The organism is Pedobacter sp. GW822-FHT03F06, from assembly GCF_058801365.1.
Window position 1 is genome coordinate 117,644 of record NZ_JBXANE010000012.1, and the last position, 17,543, is coordinate 135,186.

At 38.2% G+C, this 17,543-nt stretch carries 17 protein-coding genes; 6 read left to right on the forward strand and 11 right to left on the reverse strand.

Annotated features, from left to right (window positions below):
• Nucleotides 1–3: 3 nt before the first annotated feature.
• From AC1RJ8_RS20030 to AC1RJ8_RS20040, 3 genes are all read right to left on the reverse strand, one after another.
• Entirely contained in the window at nt 4–1,491 is a 1,488-nt protein-coding gene (locus AC1RJ8_RS20030) for a magnesium chelatase (RefSeq protein ID WP_492955320.1), read from the reverse strand.
• A 156-nt stretch (nt 1,492–1,647) separates the two neighbouring features.
• Nucleotides 1,648–2,745: a vWA domain-containing protein gene (locus AC1RJ8_RS20035; protein WP_131030386.1), complete on the reverse strand. Its 1,098-nt coding sequence runs from the start codon at nt 2,743–2,745 to the stop codon at nt 1,648–1,650.
• Nucleotides 2,746–3,100: 355 nt separating this feature from the next.
• Entirely contained in the window at nt 3,101–3,982 is an 882-nt protein-coding gene (locus tag AC1RJ8_RS20040; protein WP_492955321.1) for a carbohydrate kinase family protein, read from the reverse strand.
• Nucleotides 3,983–4,075: 93 nt separating this feature from the next.
• On the opposite strand from AC1RJ8_RS20040, the gene AC1RJ8_RS20045 reads away from it, so the two are divergent.
• On the forward strand, nt 4,076–4,501 hold the full coding sequence (locus tag AC1RJ8_RS20045) for a YybH family protein (RefSeq protein ID WP_492955322.1): 426 nt from the start codon (nt 4,076–4,078) through the stop codon (nt 4,499–4,501).
• A gap of 228 nt (nt 4,502–4,729) precedes the next feature.
• On the opposite strand, the gene AC1RJ8_RS20050 is transcribed toward AC1RJ8_RS20045, so the two are convergent.
• From AC1RJ8_RS20050 to AC1RJ8_RS20085, 8 genes are all read right to left on the reverse strand, one after another.
• Entirely contained in the window at nt 4,730–5,344 is a 615-nt protein-coding gene (locus tag AC1RJ8_RS20050; RefSeq protein ID WP_492955323.1) for a sugar O-acetyltransferase, read from the reverse strand.
• A 102-nt stretch (nt 5,345–5,446) separates the two neighbouring features.
• On the reverse strand, nt 5,447–6,325 hold the full coding sequence (locus AC1RJ8_RS20055) for a cupin-like domain-containing protein (protein WP_029274179.1): 879 nt from the start codon (nt 6,323–6,325) through the stop codon (nt 5,447–5,449).
• Nucleotides 6,326–6,452: 127 nt separating this feature from the next.
• Nucleotides 6,453–7,238, reverse strand: coding sequence for a DUF3050 domain-containing protein (locus AC1RJ8_RS20060; RefSeq protein WP_492955324.1), 786 nt, complete (start codon nt 7,236–7,238; stop codon nt 6,453–6,455).
• Between the two features lie 92 nt (nt 7,239–7,330).
• A complete protein-coding gene (locus tag AC1RJ8_RS20065) occupies nt 7,331–8,212 on the reverse strand; it encodes a cupin-like domain-containing protein (RefSeq protein ID WP_492955325.1) in 882 nt (293 codons plus the stop codon).
• Nucleotides 8,213–8,424: 212 nt separating this feature from the next.
• Nucleotides 8,425–8,976: a fasciclin domain-containing protein gene (locus AC1RJ8_RS20070; RefSeq protein ID WP_492955326.1), complete on the reverse strand. Its 552-nt coding sequence runs from the start codon at nt 8,974–8,976 to the stop codon at nt 8,425–8,427.
• 314 nt (nt 8,977–9,290) lie between these two features.
• Nucleotides 9,291–10,073 (reverse strand): SDR family oxidoreductase, encoded by a 783-nt coding sequence (locus AC1RJ8_RS20075; protein WP_492955327.1) that lies wholly within the window; start codon nt 10,071–10,073, stop codon nt 9,291–9,293.
• A 98-nt stretch (nt 10,074–10,171) separates the two neighbouring features.
• Nucleotides 10,172–11,305: a radical SAM family heme chaperone HemW gene (gene hemW / locus AC1RJ8_RS20080; protein ID WP_492955328.1), complete on the reverse strand. Its 1,134-nt coding sequence runs from the start codon at nt 11,303–11,305 to the stop codon at nt 10,172–10,174.
• A 155-nt stretch (nt 11,306–11,460) separates the two neighbouring features.
• Nucleotides 11,461–11,688, reverse strand: coding sequence for a hypothetical protein (locus AC1RJ8_RS20085; protein WP_492955329.1), 228 nt, complete (start codon nt 11,686–11,688; stop codon nt 11,461–11,463).
• 117 nt (nt 11,689–11,805) lie between these two features.
• On the opposite strand from AC1RJ8_RS20085, the gene AC1RJ8_RS20090 reads away from it, so the two are divergent.
• From AC1RJ8_RS20090 to porM, 5 genes are all read left to right on the forward strand, one after another.
• Complete coding sequence (locus AC1RJ8_RS20090) at nt 11,806–12,783, forward strand: DUF4271 domain-containing protein (RefSeq protein ID WP_492955330.1); 978 nt, start codon at nt 11,806–11,808, stop codon at nt 12,781–12,783.
• A 14-nt stretch (nt 12,784–12,797) separates the two neighbouring features.
• Complete coding sequence (locus AC1RJ8_RS20095) at nt 12,798–13,568, forward strand: uroporphyrinogen-III synthase (protein ID WP_029274186.1); 771 nt, start codon at nt 12,798–12,800, stop codon at nt 13,566–13,568.
• A gap of 226 nt (nt 13,569–13,794) precedes the next feature.
• Complete coding sequence (gene porK, locus AC1RJ8_RS20100; protein WP_492955331.1) at nt 13,795–15,120, forward strand: T9SS ring complex lipoprotein PorK/GldK; 1,326 nt, start codon at nt 13,795–13,797, stop codon at nt 15,118–15,120.
• A 40-nt stretch (nt 15,121–15,160) separates the two neighbouring features.
• Nucleotides 15,161–15,964, forward strand: a complete 804-nt coding sequence (gene porL / locus AC1RJ8_RS20105; RefSeq protein ID WP_492955332.1) for a type IX secretion system motor protein PorL/GldL — start codon at nt 15,161–15,163, stop codon at nt 15,962–15,964.
• Nucleotides 15,965–16,006: 42 nt separating this feature from the next.
• The gene (porM, locus tag AC1RJ8_RS20110; protein WP_492955333.1) at nt 16,007–17,539 is read left to right on the forward strand and encodes a type IX secretion system motor protein PorM/GldM; all 1,533 of its coding nucleotides are present in this window, start codon (nt 16,007–16,009) and stop codon (nt 17,537–17,539) included.
• Nucleotides 17,540–17,543 lie beyond the last annotated feature (4 nt).

The following is a 17,543-nucleotide window of genomic DNA, read 5'->3' on the forward strand; positions in this document are numbered from 1 at the left end:
ATTTTATCTGAAATCGTCTTCATCCTCTTCTTCGTCAAATTCGGCATTAAATAAACTGCCAAACATATCAGCGAAACCGAAGCCGCCATTTAAATAATTTTTGCTCAATTGCGAATATTCAGCTAAACCATGTAATACGAACTCCATTAACAATAAAGTTTGATTTTCGCTTAATTTAGGATGAAACTTCTTTACCAGATTGTTTAAACCCGGTACCAGCATCAGTGCTTTTTTATACTGTGCATTGGTTAAAACATCGGTAACATCCACATTATTGCCTTCGGTAAACCATTCGGTTACTTCAGTATAAGGATTTGCCGTTTTGCTTTTCTTCGCTTTTTCAGGATCTGGAAAGTAACGTGCAAATAACGTTTTAACCGCTTTGCCGATTAAGGTTGTCGCCACATGCGCTGGTCCTTCCAGTTCGCCTTCGTAAACCAGTTCTATTTTACCGGTTATTGCGGGCACAATTCCTGCAAGGTCGGATAAGCGTACGAAAGTATTTTTCTCGCCCGCAATCAGCATTCTTCTTTCAGCTGTGCTGATTAAATTTTCATATGCTGAAATGGTTAATCTAGCCGAAACACCCGATTTTTGATCGATATATTCACTTTTGCGTGCCTCAAAAGCAATCTGCTCGATTAAATCCTTTACCAATCCATCGGCCTCAATATTGGCTTTTTGATCGGTGGTTAATTTTGCTTCCTGAAAAGTAATTTTGCGCGAAATTTCGATGGTTTTAGGGTAGTGCGTCAAAATCTGACTCTCAATCCTGTCTTTCAAAGGTGTAACAATGCTTCCTCGGTTGGTATAATCTTCAGGGTTTGCGGTAAATACAAACTGGATATCCAGCGGTAAACGCAGTTTAAAACCACGGATCTGGATATCTTTCTCCTGTAGCATGTTAAATAATGCCACCTGGATACGTGCCTGTAAATCCGGAAGTTCATTAATTACGAATATGCTGCGGTGTGCACGTGGAATTAAACCAAAGTGGATTACACGCTCGTCATTATAGGTTAATTTCAATGTGGCAGCTTTAATAGGGTCAACATCACCAATTAAATCGGCAACGGTAACATCTGGTGTAGCCAGTTTTTCAGTGTATCTTTCACTGCGGTGTAACCAGGCAATTTCGGTATCATCGCCCTTTATGGCAATTTCGTTTTTCGCATACCACGAAATTGGATTCAACGGATCATCAAAAATCTCACTTCCGGCAACATATGGTACATATTCATCCAATAAGTTTACCATCAAACGGGCAATACGCGTTTTTGCCTGCCCACGTAAACCTAAAAGTAAAATATTATGGCGCGATAAAATGGCTGTTTGCAGTTCAGGAATCACCGTTTCATCGTAGCCGATAATGCCCTCAAATTCGGTTTTTTTATCGCGGAGCACTTTAATCAGATTTTCCCTAAGCTCTTCTTTTACAGATCTCGATTTATATCCTGTGGTTTTTAATTCGCCTAATGTGGTGTTTTGCATCTTTTTAAAATCGGTTTAAGGTTTAGTGTTTAGGGTTACAGCGCGCAGCATTCAACCATTAAATCTTCGCCTGTTTAAAATGTTTTCTTAGACTTGTTAGGTAGGTGTTTCCGGCTTTGGGTTTGCCTTAAACCTTCCACCTTTTTGCCCTCTACCTTATTTAACTGTCTTACGTCTGTTTTTAATGTAATCTTCAAAAATATATTCGCCCAAGCCATTCAATGAGCTATAAAAAGCCCTTCCGCCATTAATTTCGGTAAACTGGCGCACAAACTGTTGCAGGTAAGGGTCTTTGGCAATCATAAATGTGGTAATCGGGATCTTCAGGCGTTTACATTGGGCAGCCATGTTTAAGGTTTTATTAATTACCTTCCTGTCCAAACCCATACTGTTTTTATAGTATTTGCCATTTTCTTTTAAGCAGGTTGGTTTTCCATCGGTAATCATGAAAATCTGCTTATTATGCGTTTTCCTTCGGCGGAGTAAATCAGCAGCCAGTTCTAATCCCGCATAGGTGTTGGTATGATAAGGACCAACCTGTAAATAAGGCAGGTCTTTCACGCTAATTGGCCAGGCATCATTTCCGAAAACCACAATGTCTAAAGTATCTTTAGGGTATTTCGTTTTAATCAATTCGGCCAAAGCCATCGCAACTTTTTTTGCAGGGGTAATCCGGTCTTCACCATATAGGATCATCGAGTGCGAAATATCGATCATCAATACCGTAGAAGTTAAAGTTTTAAAATCCTTTTCCTCTACTTCCAGATCGCGATCAGTTAAGGTGAAATCGCCAATGCCATGGTTAATCTGCGCATTGTGAATAGAGGCCGTCATATCAATCTGATCCAAGCTATCCCCAAAACTATATTCACGTCTATCGGCATTTTTCTCTTCGCCAACACCCGATTGGTTACTGTTGTGGTTTCCCCGGCCTGATTTTTTTAGTTTGCCGAAAATTTCATCAAGGGCCGATTTGCGGATCGTTTGTTCGGTTTTGGCTGTAATTTTAAATTCTCCAGATTGGTTGTCTTCCGTAAGATAACCTTTGTCTTTCAGGTCGTCGATAAAATTACCAATACCATAATCGTTATTGGTTAGTTTATATTGCTTGTCGAGCTCGTTCAGCCAGCTTAAAGCCTCTGCTGCATCTCCAGCTGTATAATTCAGCAGTTCGCTAAATAATTTCAGCAACTCATCAAACCCACCCTTTGGCGTATCGCCCGGCTTATAATCAGAAAAACGAAAACCTCTCATGTGCTTGTATTAACGATTTATCGAAGATAAAAGTTTCGCTTTGCATTAATTTAAGCGCGGTGTCATTTTTGAGACAAGCAAAAGGTAAAAGTCGAAAGACCAAAGCAGATTGAATTTCCAACTGAAAACTGTCAAACTGATCTGGGCGTTCCCCAAGCTGTGCAAGGGTCGGGCCTTACAGGGCTGCGCTTCGCTTCAGTACCGATGAAGACCTGTGAAACAAGCAAGCATACCATGATTAAATAAAAACAGATGCTTAATAGGCACTGAACCCTTACAATCCCTAACGCAAAACCCACCGTTTTAGAAATAAAAATTCCGTGTCAATCTGTGTTTCCGTGGCTAAAAAATAAAGCTAACCCAACGCCATATGATAAATCTTTTTATTGTAATTCGGATTTGCGCCAGCTTGCGAGGCTACAAAAGCCCCAACTTTGCAGGCATTATCCAATGTGGTTTCCATAGGGTAGCCCTGTAGGTAACAGGCAATAAATGTGGCTAAAAAGGCATCGCCGGCACCAACTGTATCGGCCACCTGTACCTTATAGCCAGGGTGTTTAAATAATTTGCCCTCTTTTAAAACGCAGGCACCTTTATCGCCAAGTGTGAGACAGATGATTTCAATGTTAAACTGACTGGAAAGCTGTTTTAAAAGTTGCTCATCTGTACTACCACTTAAGCCAAAATATTCTTTTACCCATAAAATTTCATCTTCATTTATTTTTAGAATATCTGCTTTTGCCAAAAGCTCCCCAATTAATTCTTTTGTATAAAAAGGCGCACGAAGGTTAATGTCGAATATTTTAGTCTTAGCATTTTCTAAAAGTTTAAGAATGGTTTTTTTAGATTTTTCTTCCCTGCAGGTTAAACTACAATATACCAAGGCATCTGCCTGTTTTACAGCTGCTATGTTTTCGTCGCTGATTTTGATGTCATCCCAAGCTACGGGTTGTTTAATCGTATAAGTGGCCTGATGGTTTTCATCCAACTGCACCACCACCGTACTGGTCGGTAATTCGGCGTTTACCTGGATCAAATCAGTTGCAAAATGATTGCTGGCCAGAAAACCGAATAGCTCTTTTCCGTTTTCATCATCACCAATTGCGCTAATAAAACTGCTGTCTATACTTTGTTTGTGTAAATTAAGCGCAACATTCATACTCGAGCCGCCAGCTTTTTTACCCTCTGGAAAAACATCCCAGAGTATTTCGCCAATTGTGATTACTTTATTTTGCATAGGAGATTTATAGAAGTGTAAATAAAGAATTTTTACGCATGGAACAAAATAATTTGTTTCATATCTTTAATTTTTACTTCAACTTAAATAACCATGAAAAGAATACTTGTAATTGCACTGTTTTTAGCTTCCTTTAGCGCTTTTGCTCAAAATCCAAAAGATAAACAGGCCATACTTAATTTACTCGAAAAGCAACGTACAGATTGGAACAAAGGCGATGTTGAGGCCTTTATGCAGGGTTATGAAAAATCAGACAGTTTACTTTTTGTAGGTAAAAGCGGACCAACTTATGGCTGGCAGAAAACATTGGATAATTATAAAAAGGGCTATCCTGACAAAGCAGCAATGGGGTTTTTAGTGTTTGGAATTAAAAAAGTCGATTTTTTAAAACCTGATCTGGCTTTTGTATTGGGCAGCTGGAATGTTAAACGAGAAAAGGATGAACTTAAAGGGTATTTTACACTCCTAATCAGAAAAATTAAAGGAGAATGGAAAGTAGTTGCTGATCATAGTAGCTAATATAAACGGGTTCTCATTCCTAGCTTGATTGGGAATCATAATGCAATAAGCTTATAGAATTGTCATCCTGAGCTTGTCGAAGGATCTACCAAACCTGTATAAGGCGTTTCGACAGGCTCAACGTGACAATTCTAATGAAACTAGATTTATAATACAGCCTCTAGAATAAATTTAATTGCGATAAAATCGCCCCTCTCATGCATCCCGATTGCAAATCGGGACGATTATTTATTCCCCCAACTTAAAATCTTTGTAATAATAATCCTTATCCGCATCTGTTAACTGGCGGATTACCCTACATGGGTTTCCTGCTGCAAAAACATTATCCGGAATATCCCTGGTTACAATACTGCCTGATCCGATGACCACATTGGATCCGATTTTTACCCCTGGGTTAATCACCACGTTTCCACCGATCCAAACACTGTTGCCAATGGTCACTTCCTGAGCCCACTCATATTCCTGATCGCGTAAATGTGCATGGATAGGGTGGCCTGCAGTATAAATAGCCACATTTGGTGCAATGAAAACGCTATTGCCAATGCGTACCTTGGCGCAATCTAAAATAACAAGGTTAAAATTTGCGTAAAAATTATCGCCGATTTCAATGTTGTAGCCATAATCGCATCTAAATGGAGGTTCTACATAAAACATCCGTTCTGTTTTTCCGAATAACCTTTTTAATAATTCTTTTCGTTGTTTGATAAATTTTGGCGCGAGGTTATTAAACTCGAAAACAATTTCACGTGCTTTTAATCTTTCTTTAGAGAGTTCTTCGCCGCCAGCCCGATAAGCTTTGCCGGCCAGCATTTTTTCTTTTTCGCTAAGGATATTGTTTTCCATCTTTGGTGCCTGATTTCTAATTCTCGGTGTTTACGCAATTATAACAAAAAACGGGGCTATCGTAACCGATGCCCCGTTGTATTTTACTTTTTCAATACTTTTCTATGGCCTGCCTTTAGCTAAAGCTCTTTCAGCAATTTTAACAGCTTTTTTCTCTCTCCAGTGGGCGTATTTTTCTTTGAAAGTCATTTTGATTAAACTGTCTATCGCACCGTGAGTAAATAAGCTCCAAACGCTGGCTACTTTGCGTGTAATTGATTGATCCCAGGCTCTTAAACTTAAAGAGAACGATCCGTCCAGGTATTTCATCCAGTGCCACATTCCGGTTGGCATAAATAAAGTATCGCCATGCTCTAAGAAAACTTCATAACCTTCTACGCCATTTAGTGCCGGAAATTTTTCAAAATCGGGGTTGGCCACATCATAATCTTCTAAAGCATAAGTTGCATTTGGCAGGCAATACAATCTGTCTTTCCATTTGTTGTCGAAAAGAACGATGTGCTTTCTACCGCCAAAGTGTGTATGGAAAATATGCGGTAAATCGATATCGTAATGTAAAAAGGTTACCGAGTTGGAGCCGCCAAAAAACATAGCGGGCATACTTTCGATAAAACCACCCATTAAATCTTTAGGGATTTTTACATCATTGATTAAACTTGGTACTTTTTTAAAGAGGTTAAAAAAGAATATACGCAGTTCAGTTGGCTCACGTTTGATCAGGTCAAGGTAATCGCCAAATTTCATATGCGCCGTAGCTGCATTGATTGGTTTTGATGGATCTGCTTTAGAGTTGTCGTAAAGTGGAACTTCAAGCTCGCCACCAATTTCCTTTAAATATTCAGTCGTCCATTTTTCTCTGGCAGGCCAGTCTTTGGTTAGGCCCCTGATTACTAACGGACGTTTAGTTTTCAGATAATTTTTCTTAAAATCTTCGGGAGTGATGCTCTCAACGATATCAACAGGTTTTAAAATGAAACTCATGCGCTTAAAATCGGTTATTTGTGCCGAACAACAAATGTGTAAATTTTATTTTACAAAATTGATGTTAACAGGTAAATGTGACTAAAATCACGTAATCTAAATTAGCAAATACTTAACAATTTAGTAATTACGCCTCAACTTTATTTTTAACAATTTCGGCATAGGCAGCGTCCCACAGGTCGATCCTTTTTTGTAGTGCCTGTTTTGTGGTTTCCTCTGCCTCAGCCCAAAAAGCCTCATCTTTTTCACAAAGTTTCTCTGTCATGGAGAGCGCCAAATGGCTGTGGTGATCGCCATCTACTTCGATGTGGCGCTCTAAATAATATTTAAAAATCGAAACTTTATCTGCCTGGGTACTGTTCAGGTCGTTTACCATACTAAAAAACATGTTTGGAATCAAATCCTCGCGGCCAAAAGTAAAACTTGCGGCCTGTAAATGTGTTTTTCCACTGTTAATGGTTTCGAAGGTCACATTTACAAAATCCTTTGCCGCTGCAGGAACATCCGCTTTCTCGAAAGCTTCATTAAAGCTTTTTCCGTTTTTTAGTTCCTGTAAAAAGATATTAATGGGTTTTGTATTGGCACCGCATTGATCCATTGCATCTAAGTACAGCTCAAAGTGACTTTTAATTGCCCCATTGGCATCTATATCCGATTCTTCACCGGCCACAATTTCATTGATCAGCTGCCGGGTAACCGGATCGCCCACCGGGAACCAGGGTAAAGTAGTACAGGTTAAGTTAATTTGTAGGGCTTTAAGCAGCGACATGAAATCCCAAACTGCAAAAATATGATGCTCCATAAAAACCCGGAGATCTTCTATTTCACTAATGGCCGAATAAACTTTGTGGTTAATAATTTCCTGCCTAAGTGGCGCTATTCTTTCCTGGATTTTTATAATGTTAGGATGCATGTATGATTATTGAATAATTGAGTTTTGAATGAGTGAATGTTTTGAGCGAGATTAATGCGCTCATCTTATCATTCAATAATTCTTTCATTATTTTACTTTGGTAAATTCTTTTCTAGTGCTCTACTTGCTCTTTTAACTGCAAGCTGTTCTTTCCATTGCATGTATTTTTCGCGGTAGTTTGCTTTCATAAAGTCGTCAAATTTACGCTGTAAAGTTAAGTTATACAAGCTTTTTGCTTTTACCGCCCAGCTTTTGTCCCATGCCCTTAAGCTAATAGAAAAAGAACCATCCAGGTATTTCATCCAGTGCCAGTACCCGGTTGGCATAAATAAGGTATCGCCATGTTCTAAAAAGGCTTCAACGCCCTGAACACCTTTTAAAGCCGGGAATTTATCAAAATCAGGATTTTCTACGTCATAATCTTCTAAGGCATAAGTAGCATAGGGGATTTGATACAAACGTTCTTTCCATTTATAATCGAATAAGATTACATGTTTTCGGCCATTAAAGTGCGTATGGAAAATGTGTGCTAAATCGATGTCATAGTGCAAAAACGTTACCGATCCTTTACCGCCAAAGAACATATTAGGGTAACTATCTAAAAAACCGCCCATTAAATCTTTCGGTGCGATATAATCTTCGAGTAGCTTTGGTGCAAATTTTATCGGATCGAACAAAAATATGCGCAGATCGGTCGGTGTTTCTTTAATCAGGTCGATATAATCGCCAAATTTCATTTCGGCGGCAGATGCATTTATAGGTTTAGCAGGATCGGCCTTAGAACTGTCGTAAAGCGGAACCGTTTTATCGCCAACAACTTCTTTCATGTATTCCATCGTCCATTTTTGGTAAGCAGGCCATTTTTTAGCCATATTCTTTATTACCAATGGTTTACGCGGTTTAAGGTAGTTCAGCTCGAAATCTGATTTAGATATGTCTTCAACTACATCTATCGGAGATAAATTGAATTTCATGTTAAAAAACTATTAATGTAGCAAAATTAAATAGTTAAAAAACACTAAGCATTACAAATGCAAAAACGTGAAAAAAAACTGACAATTCATCAAAAAAAGTCAGAAAGTATGATGTTTGATAACAAAAAACGCACTTAATTATGAGCAAGTGCGTTAACGTTAAAATCACTTAGGGCGTGATTTTTGGTTTTAATAAGGATATCTTTTAAATGTTATTTGGGCATTAAAACAGTATCAATTACATGGATTACGCCATTTTTCTGGTAAACATCTGCAATGGTTACCGTGCTCATTCCACCTTTTTCGTCTTTTAGCACTAATTTTTTACCTTCCATCCAGGCCCAAAGTTTACCACCTTGTACTGTTGTAAGTTCTGCTTTGCCACCACCAGCTTTTATTGCTTTAGCAATTGTTTTGCTATCCATTTTACCGGCAACAACATGGTAGGTTAAAATAGTGGTAAGGGTTGCTTTGTTTTCTGGTTTAACCAAATTGTCTACAGTTCCCGCAGGAAGTTTATCAAATGCAGCGTTAGTTGGCGCAAAAACTGTAAAAGGACCTTTGCTTTTTAAAGTTTCTACCAAGCCTGCTGCTTTAACTGCCGCAACCAGTGTAGTGTGGTCTTTTGAATTTACGGCATTGTCTACAATATCCTTAGTAGAATACATGGCTGCACCACCAACCATTGGATTTTTTTGAGCGTAAACTTGAGTAGTGAATGCCATTGTAATTACGGCAAATGCGGATAAGATTAAATTTTTCATTATTTCTAATTTTAAGTTTCTGTTATTTGGTTCCATTTACGATGGCTTACAGATACTTGGTTTTTAGAAATGAAAAATAATTTGCAATGTATTGATTGTTAGTGTTTTATTTTTTTTCTTGTAAAGATACAGTAGTGGTTCTTCGGGGCGGCTAGTCCCGTTTTTCGCTTAATCTTTTGGCTGTTCTTCGACTATGCTCAGAATTATGCCAAAAGGATATCGCTTCAACCTGGTTTAGATAAATTGGGTTCTTCCTTTAGTCGCATCCTTTATACTTTGTGTTTCACGCTTAACGCCAACCTCAAAACGCAGTGCTAGTTCACCTTAGCCGTTCTTACTTTTTTAGAAAAAAGCTTAGGGAAAAAGCGTTTCAATAATACGGCTCTGGTTTCTTTTCCGCCAATATAAACTTCTTCTTTTTTGTTGCTAACAGCCACTACAATTTGTTTGGCACATTCGGACGGCGTCATGGCATTTTCGTGTGCATCACCCATTTTATTTAGGGGCTTACCATCTGCGGTAAGCGCATTATAGGTTACATTTGTTTTGATAAAACCTGGACAGATGATGGTAATATCGATGTTTTTATCGTAAACTTCCGATCGGAGTGAATCGAAATAACCATGCAGCGCATGTTTTGATGCGGAATAAGTAGAGCGGAATTTCGTGCCGAATTTCCCAACAAGACTACTAATTACAACGATCTGCCCACCACCGTTGGCGATCATCAGCGGCAAAACTGCTTTGCTCAGTACCACTGTTCCCCAGAAATTGGTATCCATAATGTGTTGTTCTGTTTGCAGATTAGTTTCGAGCGCTAAACTCCGCTGGCTTACACCACCGCTGTTGATCAGTAAATCTATTTTTCCAAAAATACGGGTGGCATCGGCAGCTTTGTTTTCCAGTGTAGTTGTTTCACTCAAATCGAACGGTAAAACATGTACATTAAAGGAGTTTTGGCAATTTCCTTTTACCCTGAACAGCTCATCACGGTTTCTTCCCGAAATAATCAGCTTGTTGCCCGCTTTAAAATATTCATATACCAAGGCTTCGCCAATACCTGATGATGCGCCTGTAATCCATACAATTTTCGACATACATTTTAATTAATTATTGAATGACCGAGTTTTGAATGAGTGAATGTTGTTTAACCCGCTAAATCAGTCATTCTCTAAATCAATCCTTCTCAATTCACTCATTCATCTCCTACTATAAACAATTCTGAAGCAATATGATCAGCAAATAATTTTCCGTTCTGATTTAAAAAAATCTTATCTCCGTCAACCAGTAGCCAATCTTTATCCTCGAAATTTTTTAGGTTGTGTTTTGTTTCTGCTAAAAAGTCTTTCCCGAAATCGGTATTTATTTTTTGTAAATCAGTTCCCCACATGGTTCTTAACGAAGTCATGATGTATTCGTTAAATCTGTCGTTTAAACTCAGTTCCTCAACAATTTCAGGAAGCTTGTTATGGCCTAACGTTTCCATATACAGAGCGTTATTGGCTGGGTTCATATAACGGTTCTGGCCATTAAAGCCGTGCGCCGATGGACCAATGCCAATATAATCTACACCTTTCCAATAATTGGTGTTATGCACGGCATAATGGTTCGGTTTGGCAAAATTCGAAATTTCATAGTGTTCAAATCCTGCATCTATCAGTTTATCCATCAAAATTATAAACTGAGCGGCACTTTGATTATCGTTTACGGGAGTTTGTTTTTTGTTTTTAATGGCATAGGCTAAAGCTGTCCGGGGTTCTACTGTTAGGGCATAGGCCGAAATATGCGGAACCTCAAGCTCAACTGCTTTTTGGATATTATTTAGCCATTTTTGATCGGTAAGCAAAGGATAACCATAAATTAAATCTAAGGTGAGGTTTTCAAAACCGGCATCCTGACTTCTTCTGATACAATCTTCGGCTTCTTGGGCCTGGTGTGCCCGGTTCATCCAGATCAGATCTTCATCATAAAAAGATTGGATGCCCACACTAAAGCGGTTAACGGGCAGTTGTTTTAGTTCTTTTAACTTCTGAGCGGTTAAATCATCAGGATTGGTTTCGATAGTAATTTCAGCATTTGCATCGACCGAAAAGGTGTGGTTAATGGCATCAAAAATCTTTTGCAAAGATACCTGCGATAAAATGGAGGGTGTTCCACCGCCAAAATAAATGCTTCCAACCTGTCCGCTAATCCGGTCTTTTTTCATGTTGATCTCCCTACAGATCGCATCAACCATTTCATCAGCATATTTTAAGGAAGTGCTGAAGTGAAAATCGCAATAGTGACAGGCCTTTTTACAGAAAGGGATATGAATATAGATACCGGACATTGCTGCAAAGATAGCGAAGTTAATTTTTCTTTATTGTTATAAATAATAAGCAATTAGTTTACATAACCATTAATGGAAATCGGGTAAGTAAAGTAATAGCTTTACTTATTTCTTGCTTTTGTAAAGTAATAGCTTTACTAATTGAATGAATAACACTACTTTCTAATATCTTTGCTACTGTATTTTTTTAAGTATCTTTTCCCATCTTTATCTCCATCCAAAACATTTGTAACAGCTGAAATTTTGTGTGGAAGCTCTTCCTGTTTAATAATCTGTATTTTTACGATCCTTCTAAAGGTTTTGTTCCATCTCCTTTTATCTAACTTTTCTGAAATTGCAGTTGTTATTCCGAATATTGGCGTTTTCTTTTTTGAATTGGACATTGTTGAATGTGTGCGACTTGAGCATTATTGTTAAAGTTATTAATTAATCCATTTATTTTCTTTAGGTAAACCATGATTATTCGACTACTTTTGCATCCTTAAGTTTTGATTTACTGCATGCCGAAATTTATTTTCTTTTTGTTCGCGTTTGTATGGTCTGCTAATTTTGTAGTAGCACAGGAAATTCCTGTTCAAACAGATAGCGTAGCTGTGAATCAAAATCAATATCGAAGATACCGGCCAGATTCGGCAACACTCGCCAGGCAGAAATTTTCGACCGATTCGCTTGTTCGCCATACCTGGGTGCTTCCCGATAGTTTAATTAATAAAGGGGCTTTGCTCGATACCATCGAAAAGGAATATCTTTTTCCTAAACTCGATCTACTGGCTTGGCAAAAGAAATACCAGCACTTAAAGAAAAAGGTAAATCCTTATCAATTGGGCACAAAAATCCCAAAAGGCAACGTTGGTTTGCTGGGATTTATTTTCGGCATGCTCATCATCTTTGCCATTCTCAAAAATGCTTTTTCGAAACAACTATCGGCAATCGTTCAATCGTTTTTCAGTAACAGGATTTTGAATAATATTAACAAGGAGGATAACCTGTTTAGTTCCTGGCCATTTTTGTTGCTTTTTGTGCAGTTTGGTTTCGTTTTTGGAATGTTCTTTTTTCTTGTAGCACAGTGGAATGATATGTATCAGGCAAAAGATGGGTTTAAATTCTTTTTTAGTATATCGATTACTATAATTGTCTTTTATGCCCTTAAGCTGGTCCTTTTACGCTTTTTGGGTTATCTGTTCAATGTGCAGAAACCGGTGGGCGAATACATCTCAATTTTGTACCTCAGTTACTTCAATGCATCCCTACTATTTATTCCTTTAGTAGTTGCTTTCGCCTTATCTCCACTTAAATACGGTGGGGTATATATCGTGTTGGCATTCTTACTGTTAGGCATTATTTTTGCTTTTCAGCTATTGCGGGCAGGTATAACAATACTTTCTAATAATAAGTTTTCTAGAATGCATTTATTTTTGTACTTTTGCGCCCTCGAAATATGTCCTATCCTAATACTAATTAAAACGATAGGACTGTAGCAGGAAAAAGGAAAATGCAAGAAAAGAACGACTCTAGAATCCGCAAAGTAAAAAGTATTTTGGTTACTTTACCAAAACCTGAAACAGAAAAATCTCCTTACTACGATTTGGCCAAAAAACACAACTTAAAAGTTGACTTTAGGTCCTTTATTCATGTTGAAGGTGTACCCGCAAGAGACTTTAGAAAGGATAAGATTAATCTGGCCGATTTTACGGCAGTAATTTTTACCAGCCGTAATGCAGCAGATCATTTTTTTAGAATCTGCGAAGAAATGCGTTATGAAGTGCCAGCAGAACTGAAATATTTTTGTCTGTCTGAGACTATTGCATTGTATCTGCAGAAGTATATTCAGTATAGGAAGCGTAAAATCTTTTTTGGTAAACAAACTGCAGCAGATTTAGCAGAAGTGCTAAAAAAACATGCAAACGAGAAGTTTTTATATCCTTGCTCTGATATGGCTACCGAAGACACGATGAAGTTCTTGGAAAAAAGTGGATATAATTTTACGCCTGCAGTTTTGTTTAGAACAGTAGTGAGCGACTTATCTGATTTAGCTGAAGTATTCTACGATGTTATTGCGTTTTTTAGTCCGTCAAGTATCCAGTCGTTGTTTAAAAATTTCCCCGATTTTAAACAGAATAATACCCGGATTGCTGCTTTTGGAACTAACACGAGTAAGGCCTGTACCGATATGGACCTGATAGTGGATATCGCTGCGCCAACCCCAGGCGTTCCGTCTATGACGATGGCTATTGAAAATTACATTAAAATATCTAATAAATAATACGATAAATAATTTATTTTAAGTCAACATAATAAATGCGTAACTTTACTGCTAGTAAGAAAGTTACGCATTTTTTTTGAACAAAATATAAGGCTGTTGGAGAAGTGTTAATCTAACTTTAATTGTCTTTAAGTAATGATTTAACGTAAAATATTTGCTTTTGTTGATAATTTCAGTGATTTTTGATAAAATTGCTCCTAATCGTGCTTTGCACACTATAAAAAATATGAAGAAAATCTACCTTCTAGCTATTGTAGGTATAACTGTAATGCTAGCAAGCTGTGGTCATGGCGGCCAAGGCGAGCTGGTTGGTGCTTATAACCGAAAATTCAAAAACGATAGAATCCCACTAGGAATGGTTTATGTGCCGCCAGGGCATACGCCACTGGGAGGATCGGATGAAGATATTACTTTCTCTCAGAACGGGCCAAGTAAAATGGTTACCATTAGCGCGTTCTTTATGGACCAGACCGAAATTTCAAACGCAGAATACCGCCAGTTTACCAACTGGGTACGCGATTCGATTGCAATTGTGATGATGGGCAACCCTCAACAATTTATGGTTACACCCAAAGGAAATGCCGCAAATGCTGTTGGTGGAGAGAAATACATCGACTGGAGGAAAGTTGGACCAAACGGTGCCAACATTTGGCGTAATAAAGGTAAGGGTGCAGCTGCCGCTCAAGTGAGTCAGTTAGATGGCATGTATTACTCAGGCTTAGATGCACTTCCAGGAAAAAAAGAACTGGATGTTCGTAAATTCGAATATTCTTATGCTGAATTAAATATGGAGAAAGCTGCTCTAGGGCATAAAGATCCAAACAGCAAACGCCAGGATTATATCGATCGTTATAACGTTGCTATTTATCCTGATACAATGGTTTGGAAAACAGATTATTCTTATTCACAAAATGATCCAATGGTGCGGGGTTATTATAACCACCCTTCATATGATGATTATCCTGTAGTTGGCGTAAGCTGGGAGCAGGCAAAAGCATTCTCTCATTGGAGAACAAGATTGTACGATGGAGTAGCTACAGCAAGAAAATTGCCTGCAGGATCCAGATCAGATTATAGATTACCTGCCGAAACAGAATTTGAATATGCGGCAAGAGGCGGCAACACCAAAACAAAATATCCTTGGGGCGGTCCTTATATCAGAAATACAAAAGGATGTTTACAGGCGAACTTTAAACCAGGCCGTGGCGATTATTCGAGCGACGGTGGTATTTATACCGTAGGTGTTAGATCGTATTTTCCTAATGATTATGGTTTGTACAACATGGCAGGTAATGTTTCTGAATGGACATTAACTGCGTACAATAAAGGCGCAAGCCCATTATTGCACGATTTGAACCCGAATTTTACTTATGATGCTGGTGCAACAGACAGCAAATACAAAAAGCGTAAAGTAGTAAAAGGCGGTTCTTGGAAAGATACAGGCTATTTTCTACAAAATGCAGTAGCAACATACGAATATCAGGATACACAAAGATCATATATTGGTTTCAGATGCGTTTCATCTTATCCTGGTACCGACTTAAGACATTAAACCAAACAAACTAAAAACTAAAGAAAAACATCAAAATTTTATGGCAGCAAAGAAACAACCAGGCTGGTTACACGTAGCGATTTCATGGGGAGCAAGTATTGTAATTATCGGAGCGTTATTTAAAATTCTACACATTGGTGGAATTATGGGTAACTATATGATCGGTCTTGGTCTTGGTGTAGAGGCATTTTTATTCTTTTTAACAGGATTTTTTCCACCAGAGCCAGAACCAGCTTGGGAAAGAGTTTACCCTGAATTAAAAGCAGATTTTAAAGGAGAATTACCAACGGCCTCGGCCAGGCCAGTTGCGGCAACAGCACCGAACACAGCAGCTTTGGATAAAATGTTATCAGATGCTAAAATCGGTCCTGAATTGATTGAAAGTTTAGGCTCTGGTTTGCGTACTTTTGGTGATAAAGTAGCAACAATTTCTAATGTTGCAGATGCATCTACCGCAACAAACGAATTTACAGGCAAAATTAAAACAGCTTCAGCTGGCTTCGATAATTTAAGTGCATCTTTTGATAAGGCCACTGCTAATTTGAAAGCGATGGGTGAGAGCACAGTAGATTCTCAGGCTTACCACGATCAGGTTAATAATTTGGCTAAAAATTTATCAGCTTTAAATGCGGTATATGAATTAGAATTACAAGATTCTAGTGCGCATCTAAAATCGATGAATAAATTCTATTCGAACTTATCGCTAACCATGCAGAACTTTAACGAATCGATGGAAGATTCGAAACAGTTTAAAGAAGAGGTGAATAAGTTGGCTAAAAACCTATCATCGCTTAATGCAATTTATGGCAATATGTTATCGGCTATGAACGGCCCACGTGTATAATTTGTTTAGTTTTTAATTTTTAAAGGAAAAGCTACATCAAACATGGCAGGCGGAAAAGAAACAACAAGGCAGCGGATGATCAATATCATGTATTTGGTATTGTTGGCTATGCTCGCCTTAAACGTATCAGATACCATTTTAGATGCATTCAAAAATATCAACGATAGTTTGGATACTTCTAAAAACAATGTAAATACAAGTATTAATCAGTTATTTTCTGCCTTCGAAAATTCGAAGTTGAAAGAAGAGCCAGCTCGTGCACAGCCAATTTACGATAAGGCAAAACAGGCACAGAAGGCCGCTGATGACTTAAATAATTATATTGAAAGCATTAAAAAAGAATTTACCCAGGCAGGTGATGGAATCGATCCGGAAACTGATGATTTGGTAAATAGGTCAAATCAGGATATTGCACAGAATATCATGATCAATCAAAAGAAAGCAGATGAATTGAAAAAGAGAATTAACGCTACACGCGAAAAATTAATCTCTTTGTTGGACCCGGCTGATAGAGCAAATGTTTCATTCTCTCTTGAAGCTAAAGATCCTGCAAGAAAAAGGAAAGGAAACTGGCAGGAAACTTACTTTGGTGAGGGAACGCCATTAACTGCTGCAATGACAATTTTAACCAAACTGCAAACAGATACAAAAAATGCTGAAGCAGAAGTAGTTAAAAAATTGTTCGGAAATATGGACAAAGCACAGGTTAATTTGGATCAGTTTGCAGCAGTTGCAGTAGCACCTACTTCCTATGTAATCCAAGGTCAGCCATATACTGCTGAAGTATTTTTAACAGCCAGCGATTCGAGATCAACTCCCGATATTACCGTTAATGGAAGTAAATTATCCGTTAAAGATGGTAAAGGAACTTATAGCGGTGGTACAAGTAGCGTTGGGCAGTTTACTTGGGTTGGTACGGTTCGTGTTCGCCAAACTGATGGTCAGGTAAAAGAATATAAAACGCAACCACAAACTTATCAGGTAGCGAAACCATCTGCATCTGTTTCTTCAACCAAACTGAATGTAATTTATGCAGGTATTCCGAATCCATTTACAGTATCGGCAGCAGGTTTCCCACTAGAAAGCGTTCGTGCATCTATTTCAGGTGGTTCAATGTCTGGTGGTAACGGAAACTTTAATGTAAACGTACCTGGAAGCCTTGTTGGTCAGGAAGTATCAATCAATGTATCAGCGAACAATGCAGGTAAAACGGTTAGTTTAGGCTCACAAAAATTCAGGGTTAAAGGTATCCCAACTCCGGTTGCTAAGGTTGGTGGCCGTTCTGGAGGTGATGTAGCTTCGGTACAATTAAAAAGCGAAACTGAAATTGAGGCAGATCTGGATGATTTCCCTTTTGATGTTAAATTTAAAATACAGCGTTATAAATTAACAATTATCAAACCGCGTTCTGATGCAGTTACCATTCCTGGTAGTGGTGGCAGTTTTGCAGGTGCGGTTAAAGGTGCAATAAACTCGATTACGCCTGGTACAAGGGTGTTTTTTGAAGATATTGTTTCTATAGGGCCAGATGGACGCCAGAAAATTTTGCCTTCATTAGCGTTTAGCGTAAAATAAAAAG